Origin of the sequence: Flavobacterium sp. (assembly GCF_044361015.1) — a bacterium.
GTDB lineage: Bacteria > Bacteroidota > Bacteroidia > Flavobacteriales > Flavobacteriaceae > Flavobacterium.
In genome coordinates this window covers 1-11,719 of record NZ_JBIKJL010000003.1, presented here as the reverse complement: position 1 = coordinate 11,719, position 11,719 = coordinate 1, and the positions used below count along the sequence as shown (strand labels likewise).

The 11,719-nt window shown below is 32.8% G+C and carries 11 protein-coding genes; 4 read left to right on the top strand and 7 right to left on the bottom strand.

Features of this window, described 5'->3' with window-relative positions; translation table 11 throughout:
* Positions 1-2 precede the first annotated feature (2 nt).
* The 6 genes from ACIQ2Z_RS01845 to recR form a co-directional block, all read right to left on the bottom strand.
* Positions 3-1,280: a nucleotide sugar dehydrogenase gene (locus tag ACIQ2Z_RS01845; protein WP_396182465.1), complete on the bottom strand. Its 1,278-nt coding sequence runs from the start codon at positions 1,278-1,280 to the stop codon at positions 3-5.
* 12 nt (positions 1,281-1,292) lie between these two features.
* Positions 1,293-2,684 carry a UDP-glucose 6-dehydrogenase gene (locus tag ACIQ2Z_RS01840; protein WP_396182464.1) on the bottom strand — a complete coding sequence of 464 codons (1,392 nt, stop codon included), beginning with the start codon at positions 2,682-2,684 and terminating at the stop codon, positions 1,293-1,295.
* A gap of 16 nt (positions 2,685-2,700) precedes the next feature.
* Positions 2,701-3,684 carry an SDR family oxidoreductase gene (locus ACIQ2Z_RS01835; protein ID WP_396182463.1) on the bottom strand — a complete coding sequence of 328 codons (984 nt, stop codon included), beginning with the start codon at positions 3,682-3,684 and terminating at the stop codon, positions 2,701-2,703.
* Entirely contained in the window at positions 3,675-6,155 is a 2,481-nt protein-coding gene (locus ACIQ2Z_RS01830; RefSeq protein WP_396182462.1) for a polysaccharide biosynthesis tyrosine autokinase, read from the bottom strand. Before ACIQ2Z_RS01830 ends, ACIQ2Z_RS01835 begins: the two co-directional genes overlap by 10 nt.
* A 12-nt stretch (positions 6,156-6,167) precedes the next feature.
* Positions 6,168-6,956, bottom strand: a complete 789-nt coding sequence (locus tag ACIQ2Z_RS01825; protein WP_396182461.1) for a polysaccharide biosynthesis/export family protein — start codon at positions 6,954-6,956, stop codon at positions 6,168-6,170.
* Between the two features lie 65 nt (positions 6,957-7,021).
* The gene (gene recR / locus ACIQ2Z_RS01820; protein WP_396182578.1) at positions 7,022-7,642 is read right to left on the bottom strand and encodes a recombination mediator RecR; all 621 of its coding nucleotides are present in this window, start codon (positions 7,640-7,642) and stop codon (positions 7,022-7,024) included.
* A gap of 118 nt (positions 7,643-7,760) precedes the next feature.
* Here recR and ACIQ2Z_RS01815 point away from each other — a divergent pair, with 118 nt between their 5' ends.
* Positions 7,761-9,200, top strand: a complete 1,440-nt coding sequence (locus ACIQ2Z_RS01815) for a sodium:solute symporter (protein ID WP_396182460.1) — start codon at positions 7,761-7,763, stop codon at positions 9,198-9,200.
* Between the two features lie 66 nt (positions 9,201-9,266).
* On the opposite strand, the gene ACIQ2Z_RS01810 is transcribed toward ACIQ2Z_RS01815, so the two are convergent.
* Positions 9,267-9,626: a CoA-binding protein gene (locus tag ACIQ2Z_RS01810; protein WP_396182459.1), complete on the bottom strand. Its 360-nt coding sequence runs from the start codon at positions 9,624-9,626 to the stop codon at positions 9,267-9,269.
* Positions 9,627-9,797: 171 nt separating this feature from the next.
* On the opposite strand from ACIQ2Z_RS01810, the gene ACIQ2Z_RS01805 reads away from it, so the two are divergent.
* From ACIQ2Z_RS01805 to ACIQ2Z_RS01795, 3 genes are all read left to right on the top strand, one after another.
* Positions 9,798-10,226 (top strand): hypothetical protein, encoded by a 429-nt coding sequence (locus ACIQ2Z_RS01805; RefSeq protein ID WP_396182458.1) that lies wholly within the window; start codon positions 9,798-9,800, stop codon positions 10,224-10,226.
* A 66-nt stretch (positions 10,227-10,292) separates the two neighbouring features.
* Positions 10,293-10,916: a MarC family NAAT transporter gene (locus ACIQ2Z_RS01800; RefSeq protein WP_396182457.1), complete on the top strand. Its 624-nt coding sequence runs from the start codon at positions 10,293-10,295 to the stop codon at positions 10,914-10,916.
* Between the two features lie 48 nt (positions 10,917-10,964).
* Positions 10,965-11,719: NAD(P)H-binding protein (locus ACIQ2Z_RS01795; protein ID WP_396182456.1), on the top strand; the 755-nt coding region annotated here is incomplete at its 3' end.

Here is an 11,719-nt window from a genome sequence, read left to right as displayed (position 1 = left end):
CCTTATAATTTTCCGTCTGCTTGATTTTTTAAAATGCCTTTAACATCATAAACAATGCTATTAGCCGCTTTTAAATTTTGGAAATTTAAATTTAAAAACTCTTTGTGTGCAACACCTAATACAATCGCATCAAAAGTTTCCTCCGGTAATTGAGTAGAGGTAATAAGATTATATTCATGTTTCACCTCAGCTGGGTTGGCCCAAGGGTCAAAAATTAAAACTTCAATGCCATAATCCGCTAAAGCAGCAATGACATCAACAATTTTTGTATTACGCACATCCGGACAATTTTCTTTAAAAGTGATTCCAAGCATAAGCAATTTGGCTTTATTCACAGTAATCCCTCTCTTAATCATCAATTTCACTACTTGTGAAGCAACATATTCACCCATGCTGTCATTTAACCGTCTTCCGGCTAAAATAATTTCAGGATGATAACCCGCTTCTTGTGCTTTTTGAGCTAAATAATACGGGTCAACACCAATACAATGACCTCCAACTAAACCGGGTTTAAAAGGTAGAAAATTCCATTTAGTACCGGCTGCTTCCAACACAGCATGGGTATCAATCCCTAACATATTGAATATTTTAGCCAATTCATTCACAAAAGCAATATTGATGTCACGTTGCGAATTTTCAATTACTTTGGCCGCTTCAGCCACTTTGATAGTGGGAGCTAAATGCGTTCCGGCTGTAATGACAGATCCATACAAATTATTTACTTTAATACCTATTTCAGGGGTAGAACCTGCTGTTACTTTCAGTATTTTTTCAACGGTATGCTCTTTATCACCGGGATTAATCCGTTCCGGAGAATATCCGGCAAAAAAATCTACGTTGAATTTTAGTCCACTTATTTTTTCTAAAACGGGCACACATTCCTCTTCTGTTACACCGGGATATACGGTCGATTCATACACCACAATATCCCCTTTTTTTAACACCTTACCTACCGTTTCACTCGATTTATAAAGTGGCGTTAAGTCTGGTCTGTTGTTTTTATCAATCGGAGTTGGAACGGTAACGATAAAATAAGTACAGTCTTTGATATCTTCTAGATTAGTCGAACAAAAAAGCCCGTTGGCTGTTAACGGCTCCTTCACTAAAACGGATTTCAATAATGCTTCTTCTACTTCCAGCGTATTATCTATTCCCGAATTGAGTTCAGCCACTCTTTTTTGGTTTATATCAAATCCAACCACTGGATATTTTGTAGCAAAAAGTCTTGCCAATGGCAATCCAACATATCCCAAACCGATTACTCCAATTTTTATACTCATTTCAATTTTTTATTATGACCCTATAGCCTGGTATTTAAAACCAATTTTTGTTAATTTTTCTTTGTCTAACAAATTTCTACCATCAAAAATAAAGGCAGGTTTGTTCATATCATGATATATCTTCTCCCAATCATAGTGTTTAAATTCATCCCATTCCGTTAAAACGGCGATGGCATGAGCTCCTTTACAGGCTTCATAAGGATTAAGTATAGCTTTAACAAACTTACTGTTTTCAGCTTCCGATCTTGATTGCAAATAATTCAAATCGAAGAGCATTTGTTCTTGAGACACTTTGGGATCATAAACCGCTAATTTGGCTTGTTCAAACAATAAATCATTGGCTACATAAATCGCAGCTGATTCACGGGTATCATTAGTATCTTTCTTAAAAGCCCAACCTAAAAAAGTGATTTTTTTATCGGCAACCGTATTGTATAAAGTAGTGACAATATTTTTGGCGAATCGGCTTTTCTGATGGTCATTCATAATAATAACCTGTTCCCAATAATCTGCCACTTGGTATAACCCATACGATTTAGCAATGTAAACCAAATTTAAAATATCCTTTTGAAAACAAGAACCCCCAAACCCAACGGATGATTTCAAAAATTTAGAACCAATACGGCTATCCATACCAATAGCTCTGGAAACTTCGTTAACATCTGCACCTGTTTTTTCACATAACTCAGAAATAGCATTGATGGAAGAAACACGTTGTGCTAAAAAGGCATTGGCTACTAATTTTGACAATTCAGAAGACCAAACATTAGTGGTTAAAATACGCTCTTTGGGAACCCAATTAGCATAAATTGAAACCAGCGATTGAATGGCTTTATCTCCTTCCAGAGTAGCATCACCACCAATTAAAACCCTGTCCGGACTAAATAAATCCTCTACAGCAGTTCCTTCAGCTAAAAATTCCGGATTGGATAAAATTTGATATTTCACCCCGTTTCCGGTATTGTGCAAAATACTTTTGATGGCCTCTGCAGTTCTAACAGGAAGGGTAGATTTCTCCACTACAATTTTATCTGTTTTAGAAACACGGCCAATTTGACGGGCACATAATTCAATATATTTTAAATCGGCCGCCAATCCTTTACCTGAACCGTAAGTTTTGGTAGGGGTATTCACAGAAATGAAAATCATTTCAGCTTCGTCGATGGCCTTGTCAACTTCAGTTGAAAAAAACAAATTTCGCCCACGAGCATCTTTCACCACATCACTCAAACCAGGTTCATAAATAGGAATATTTTCTACATTAGGGTCATTCCATTTTGCAATGCGTTCTTCATTCAAATCAACAACCGTAACTTTAATATGTGGACATTTTTGGGCTATCACAGCCATCGTAGGACCACCTACATAACCGGCACCAATACAACAAATCTTTGTAATATTCATTTTATTATTCTTGAAATTATATTAAATTATGCCAATACCAATCTACCGCTTCTTTCAGTCCTTCACTAAAGGAATAGTTCGGATGGTAATGCAATAATCTTTTTGCTTTATCTATACTTGCTAAAGAATGAGGAATATCACCGGTCCTATTCGGACCATAAACAATCTCTACCTCAGCAATTTTTGAATCAAACTTGGATAAATAGTCTTTTAAAAGCGTTACCATCTGATTAAGAGTGGTTCTTTCGCCATAGGCCGTGTTATAAACCGTATTGCTCACTGCCGGATTATCAGACAGCATGGCCAATTCATTCATCTGCACCACATTGTCAATATACGTGAAATCCCTTGAAAATAGACCATCTCCATTTATCACCGGACTTTCATGTTTCATCAATTTCATCACAAACTTTGGAATAACGGCCGCATAAGCTCCATTGGGATCTTGTCGTCTTCCAAAAACATTAAAATATCGTAATCCAATCGTTTCTAAACCATAGGTTCTACTAAAAATTTCAGCATATAATTCGTTCACATATTTAGTAATCGCATAGGGAGATAGTGGTTTTCCAATCACATCCTCCACCTTAGGCAATGCTTCAGAATCACCGTAAGTAGAAGAACTCGCTGCATAAATAAACCGTTTCACTCCGGCATCTCTAGCTGCAACCAACATATTTAAAAATCCGGAAACATTCACTTCATTTGATGTAATCGGATCATTAATTGACCTCGGCACTGAACCTAATGCCGCTTGATGTAGAACATAATCTACCCCCGTAACTGCTAGTTTACAAGTCTCTAAATTCCTTATATCACCTTCAATCAATTCAAATTTAGGGTTCTTAAAAAATGGTTCAATATTATACCTATGTCCGGTTGCAAAATTGTCCAGACAAATTACATCATATCCTTTATTTAAAAAATATTCACACAAATTAGAACCAATAAAACCGGCTCCTCCTGTAATTAAAACGGAATACTTATTAATTATTTCCATTTTTTTATTCTAAATTTATGTTTGATTTTATCAAGTAATGTTTTTGGTTTGTCGTCATCGTTATAACCATTCGAATAGTTACCATAAATGTATCCATAACCGTAGCCGTAGCCGTAGCCGTAGCCGAAGCCTGTTCCGTATTTTGCTCTGTTTTCAAAACTATTGAAAACGATACTAACATTTTTCAATTCTTCTCTTTGTACTCTATTATTCAACAAATTAACCATTTCCTTTTTAGTATGGTTTTGTCTTATGATATATAATGTTGCGTCTACATAAGGTATTAATTCAATCGCATCTGCAACTAAACCAACCGGAGGCGTATCTAAAATAATATAGTCATATTTTTCTTTCAAGGACTTCATCAACTCATCCATCGTTTCCCCAATCAACAATTCAGATGGATTTGGTGGAACAGGTCCTGAAGTAATCACATCTAAATAAGGAATGTGAGTTTGCTGAATTATTTCATCTAATGAATATTGACCAATTAAATAATTTACTACTCCAATTTCATTTTTAATTTTAAAATCATCAAAAATTTTGGGTTTCCGTAAATCCAATCCTACGATTACAGTTTTCTTTTCACTCAAAGCAAATACAGTTGCTACGTTAATGGAACAAAATGTTTTTCCTTCTCCACTTATCGATGAAGTTAGCATTAATGTTTTAGAGCCATCAATTTTGTTTTTCTTGTACATAAATTGTAAGGAAGAACGAATTGCCCTAAATGATTCTGATAGAGATGACTTTTGTTTCTCAAAAACTGTTAAATTTGATTTAGTTTGTTTAACCCCTACAATTCCTATTATTGGAATAGTAGTTAATTTACTAATATCCTCAATACTCAGAATTGTATTTTCTAAAAAGAAAATAGTCAATATAGCTATAAGTGGAATAAATAATCCAAGAAAAAAAGCCAATACATAGTTTACTTTAGTATTAGGTCCAATTTGTCCTCCACCAATATCTTTGGCTGGATCAATAAAATGGATATCGGCTAAATTAGCAGCTTTTACAATATTCGCTTCGTTTCTTTTTTCTAAAAAACTAGTAAATATTTCATTGTTTAAATCATATTTTCTATTGATTTTAAGCAACTCTTGTTGTTCTGCAGGGAGTTTACTAATAGTTGCTTCTGATTTACTGATTTTGTCATTTACTAACTTTAAATCGTACTCTAAAGAAATCCTAACAGAAGAAATATTTTCTAAAAGCACCTTTTTAAGAGCTTCAATTTCATTATCTAAATCTTTAAACATTTTTGGGTTTTTGATAGTATAACCCATTTCAGAACGTTGGGTTGATAATGTTATCAATTTTGAAACATTTTGTATAACATTCGGATCATCTATTCCTGCGACAGTGGGTGCTGGAAGTTTTGAAAAATCAACACTTTTTAACAAATAATTTTTTAATGAATTATAGTAGGCGATTTTTCTATTAACTCCATCTCTTTCCACTTCATATTCAAGAAGTTTTCCTGAGGCTTGTTGTCCACCATTATTAATTTGAAAATAATCTTTATTCTTACTGAAATTTTTTACTTCATTTTCATTATCTTTAAGTTGCTTTTCCATAGCAATTAAAGTACTATCAATAAAAGCTATGGTATTTGTAGCAAATTGATTTTTTCTGTCCAATTGCATTTTAATCATAGTTTGGACAGTCTCATTTAAATATTTTACCACCCTATTTTTATTAGTGCCCTCAAGACTTAATTCTATGATAGAAGGTGCATTTTTATCTAAAACAGCTTTAATTTCTTTATATTTTGATACAGTTTCATCAAAATTATTAAATTTAATAAAATATTCTTTCCCTCGATAATCCCCAATAAAATCGGATTTTACCAATTTAAAATTCAAAAAAGGGAGATTAATATCTTGATTAATAGTAAACTTTCCTTTAAAACCCCCTACCTTATTTTTATTCTTTGAAGAAAAATTGGTTTCGTAAATTATTAACTCGGAATTTTCACTTTCAAAATTTATTGATAACTCGAATTGTGAATCATTAATAAATTTTATTTTTATTAATGTTTTTAACAATTGTGGCTTGGCTTTATCTAATACAACTTGGAATGGCACATCTCCGTAGACATCTTTCATATAATACTTGTCTTTTGACAAATAGTCAATATAAAAATCCAAGTTATTTACAACAATTTCATTATGAGATCTTGAACGAAATGTAGAAGCTAATCCTTGTACTTGATCCGATGTTCCTCCCCAATTAAAGACTAAACTTGTATTTGATGTAAAAAAAGGATTGTTTTCCTCCTTAAGCGCTATGGTCGTTTCTAATTTATAGATTTTCTCTTTTCTGATATTTACGTTATAAGCTATTAAAAAAGCTACAATCCAACTTATCAGAAACCATTTCCAATAGCCTGCTGTTTTTATTATAAAGCCTTTAAAATCAAATTTTAATTGGTTTTCAAAAATTGAAAAATCTTTAGATTCAAGCATATTGTCTATAAATTATAACTGCATTAATACTATAATAGTAGTGACCAAAGAAAGGACAGATATTATTGTAGTTAAGGATTGAATACCGGTTGTTCCGGTTCCCCATGATTTTTGTTTTAAAGGATTTACTAATATAAAATCATTTGGTTGTAAATAATAATAAGGGGATTCAAGTGCTTTTTTATCCAACAAATTAATTTTATGCATTTCCACTCCATGCGGGTATTGTCTGACTACAATTACATTTTTGCGATCGCCAGTCATTGTAATATCTCCAGAGTTTGAAATTGCATCCATTATAGTTGCATTTTCAACAAAAAGTGTGTTTGTTCCCGGTGCTTTAATCTCTCCATTGATGGTATATCTCATTCCGGCAATTTTTACGGAGACAAATAAATTCGCTTCAATATTGAAATATTCTTCTAACAATCTTTTTTCAATTAAAATTCGAATCTCTTCTGTTGTTTTTCCAATTACATTAATCTCTCCTAAAACCGGAATCCTTACATTCCCGTGATCATCTACTGTATAACCTTCAAAAAATAAAGTTTGTTCATTGTTAATACTTTGCGTTCTATCTGATGGTTTAAACATTGTTGATACCTTAGGATCAATAGTTTTAATATTAATCATTAAGATATCATTTGTTTGAACTCGATATGGCTTTCTAACTGATTGATTAACAACAATTGAATCTTTAATTTGCCCATTATCTTGAAGATAAGTCAAATCCTTAGTGGGAACGCATGAACTTAAAAAAAGCAGTAGTATAAAAAATATAAATAGGTTGATTTTGTTCATTTTAAAAATTTTAGCAAACAAAGATAGTTTTTCAAATGTAATTACAAAAAAATGTAGTGTTATAATTAATTGTTCTTCATCGTGTTTTCAAACGGAATACGATTTAGAATGCTTCTTCCTAGAGTAATCTCATCGGCGTATTCCAATTCATCTCCTACTGCTATTCCTCTTGCTATCGTTGATGTTTTGACTTCTAAATCTTTAATTTGTCTGTAAATGTAAAAATTCGTTGTGTCCCCTTCCATCGTTGAACTTAAGGCGAAAATAATTTCTTTCACTAATTGAGCCTTGACTTTTTCAACTAATGAAACAATGTTTAATTGGCTTGGTCCTACTCCATCAATTGGAGAAATTTTACCCCCTAAAACGTGATAAATTCCTTTAAACTGTCCGGTGTTTTCAATTGCCATCACATCACGCACATCCTCTACAACACAAATAATTTGGTGATTTCTCTTTTCGTTGGCACAAATTTCACAAATTTCTTTGTCAGAAATGTTATGGCACCCTTTACAAAACTTTATTTCTTCTCTCATTTTTGTTAAGGCTTCCGACAAAAACTGAGTTTGCTCTTTAGGTTGCTTTAATAAATGTAAAACTAATCGCAAAGCTGTTCTTTTACCTATTCCAGGTAATTGAGCCATTTCATTTACAGCTTTTTCTAATAATTTTGAAGAAAATTCCATCGGTGCAAAAATACATTTTTCAAAAGCATTTTTATAGCATTTCACTCTTAATTTTTAGTCCATTATAAAATTATAAATTAATTTCCTTTTTGTATTTTCACAAAAATTTTAATCTCCTATGCAGCCAATATCAATTTTAATTCTCATTCTAGGTTATTTTGGACTTTTAATTCTGATTTCCTATTTCATCAGTAAAAAGGATGAAGGGAATGATGCTTTCTTCAAAGCCAATAAAAACTCCCCTTGGTATTTGGTTGCTTTTGGAATGATTGGTGCTTCGCTCTCGGGTGTAACTTTTATCTCCGTACCCGGAAAAGTAGAAGCATCTCAATTTGTCTATTTTCAATTGGTATTGGGCTATATTGTTGGTTATTTCATTATTGGAACCGTATTATTGCCTTTATACTATAAGTTAAACTTAACCTCCATTTATTCTTATTTAGGTGACCGATTTGGCCGTAATTCTTATAAAACAGGAGCTTGGTTTTTTATTATTTCACGAACTGTTGGTTCAAATCTTCGCTTGATGTTAGTGGCAGATGTATTACAAACATTGGTTTTTGACAAATTAAATTTCCCTTATTGGGCTACCGTTTCTATTACAATTTTACTAATTTGGGTTTATACCAATAAATCGGGTATCAAAACCATTATTTGGACCGATACGTTGCAAACTTTTTTCATGTTGGCTTCTGTGGTATTTTGCATCGTTATTGTTTCGCAGGATTTAGGTTTAAATATCTCAACCATTTCAGGTTTCATAGCAGAAAGTGATTTTTCCAAAACTTTCTTTTTTGATGACATCAGTTCTCCTAACTATTTCTGGAAACAGTTTTTATCCGGAGCTTTTATAGCAATAGTAATGACCGGACTAGATCAAGACATGATGCAAAAAAACCTTACCTGTAGAAGTTTGAAAGATGCTCAAAAGAATATGTTTTGGTTTACCATTGTACTAACTTTCGTGAATTTTTTGTTTTTAGTTTTAGGATTATTGTTTACGGAATATGCACTCAAATACAATATAGATACACACAAAGATCAACTTTTCCCCATTTTAGCAAATGAATATTTGGGTGTTAGCGTTGCCTTTTTCTTTATTTTGGGATTAATTGCTGCGGCTTATTCGAGTGCAGATAGTGCCTTGACCTCTTTGACAACTTCGTTTAGTATTGATATTTTAGAAATCGAAAAGAAATATGACTCCATTAAACAAGTTGTTATTCGAAAACAAATCCATAAACTATTTGTCTTTATCTCAATTATTGTTATTCTTTGTTTTAAATACTTTGTCGAAGATGCCAGTATTATTGATAAAGTATTGAAATTTGCCGGATTTACGTATGGTCCTTTACTCGGACTTTATAGTTTTGGACTATTCACCAAATGGAATGTAAAAGACAAATGGGTGCCAATTGTAGCAATCACAGCCGTTTTTTCGTCGATAATTCTGAATTTGTATAGCGAATCTTGGTTCGGTTTTGCTTTTGGTTTTGAAATCTTAATCGTGAATGGATTGTTAACCTTTCTGGGATTAATGCTCATTCGTAAACGGTAAAAAAGTTTTCAGTCTCAGTTTTCAGTCGCAGTTTTCAGAAAACAAACAACAGACAACCGACAACCCTTAATACTGATTCGTTGAAAGCAAAACCAACGTGCAAGCCACCTCCACTTTAATGTTATTAATCCCTAACAACGCATAAAACTCCGGGTTTTCTGTTCCTGGATTAAAAATCACTCTTTTGGGTTGTAAACCAATGATATAATTATAGTAATCGCGTTGTCGTTTTGGGTTTAAGTACAAAGTTACGGTATGGATATTTTTAAAAGGAATCTGTTTAGTTTGAATTTTCACCCCTGCTACTTCTCCAACTTTTTGTCCGATAGCAACTACCGAATGTTCTTTTTTCAATAAACTATTAATTGCCATAAATGAATAACGTTCGGGGTTTGTGGAAGCTCCAATAACTAAAGTTTTTTTCATCGTATTATTCTATTTCACAAAGGTAATGCTTTTTACAAACTTCATCCAATTTTATAAATAGAACAACTCTTAAACCTTTATTAATTCACTGGAATCAAACAATTTATTTGATTAATTTTACACAAAATGCTAGGTTGACTAATTGATAAATTCACCAATTGAAAAATTAAAATGCTGGTAAACACTTCTTACAACGAAAAAAAAATAAATCAAGCCATTAATGATTTGGTTGGAAATCCTTTTGGTTTAATCGATAATATTAAATTAAATGGTATTGGCTCTCCAAGATTAGACATCATTAAAACCAGTGAAGAGATTGCTACGCTTCTATCCTATGATAATAACCGTAATTTTTGCAATATTGAGTTACGCCCAAATGGGATAATTATTCGCTTTCGGTCTCTATTAGAGACCTTTTCGCTTGTAATTCCGTTTTATAAATTAGTTATTTTTAAACCCGGAAATAGTGTAACGCTTCACATGGATCATCATTTTATTTCTATTGATGCTCCTCCAAAAAATAAAAGTGTGAATAGTTTCATGGAAAAATTAAATCAATTTAAAGCTGAAAATTCTCCTACGTATATTGACGATTTATAGTAACTTTGTTTTATTGATTTGGTAACCTATCAAAAACTAGGTTATTTTTATTTTTGCAAAAAAACGATGGAACTATTTATTTACATTTTCGCAGCTTTGTTTTCTGTATTAAATCCGTTGGGAGCTGTCCCTATTTTTGTGGGATTGACCCAAGATTACACCAAAGTAGAACGTTCACGTGTTTCATTATTAACTTCGTTGAACGTTTTTATTATCCTAATTATCTCCTTTTTTATTGGTGAATATGTATTGAAGTTTTTTGGAATTAGTATTGATGCTCTCCGAATTGCCGGTGGTCTAATCATCGTAAGTTCCGGTTTTTCATTGCTCACCGGAAATTTTAGTAAAACACGTGGAGTGAACAAAAAAGTAGAAAGCGATGCCCAAACACGTAACCAAATTGCTCTTACTCCTTTAGCTATTCCTATGCTGGCTGGACCGGGATCCATTTCACTTTTGATCGCTTTTTACCAAGATTACACCAAAATCAGTGAAAAAATAATTGCCGTTGTCTCCATTTTAGCAGTCGCAGTCGTGATCTATTTTATTCTAAAAAGTGCTCATTACCTTTCCAGAATATTAGGAGCTTCGGGCATCGTTGCCATCTCAAGAATCATCGGATTTATTGTTATTGCAATTGGTGTGCAATATATCAGTAGTTCTGTGGTGAATATCTTCAAAACAATTTAACGATTGTTCTATCATTTTTCTTACTACCTTTAAGAAAAATAACTGATAATGAAAATCCTACTCACGGGTGCCAATGGATATGTGGGCCGAAGATTGTTGCCTGAACTCTTATCTCAAAACCACGAAATCATTTGCTGTGTTCGCGATAAAAATCGCTTAGCACTAGACAAAACTACCTTGGACTCTATTACTATTTGGGAAGTAGATTTTTTAGAGGAAGTTACCTTTGACAACTTTCCTAAAGCTATTGATGTTGCCTATTACCTTATTCACTCCATGTCTTCGTCTACTCAGGTTTTTGATACAATGGAATCGAAGGCAGCTGAAAACTTCAATCATTATATGAGCTACATTGGTGTTAAACAAGTGGTTTATTTGAGTGGTATTGTAAACAATCATACACTTTCCAAACATTTGCAATCACGCAAAAATGTTGAAAATATATTATACCAAGGAAACTTCAATATCACTGTGCTTCGTGCCGGAATAATTGTTGGTTCCGGAAGTTCATCATTTGAAATCATTCGAGACTTGTGTGAAAAATTACCCTTGATGATTACTCCAAAATGGGTTTTAACAAAAACACAACCTATTGCTATACGTGATGTTATTCAATACTTAATGGGTGTCTTGTTAAAAGAAGAATGCTACAACGACTCCTTTGATATTGGCGGACCAAATGTACTGACCTATAAACAAATGATGCAGTTGTATGCAAAAACGAGGGGTTTCAAAAACTGGATTTATACCGTTCCGATTATGACACCAAAACTATCTTCCTATTGGTTGTATTTTGTAACGTC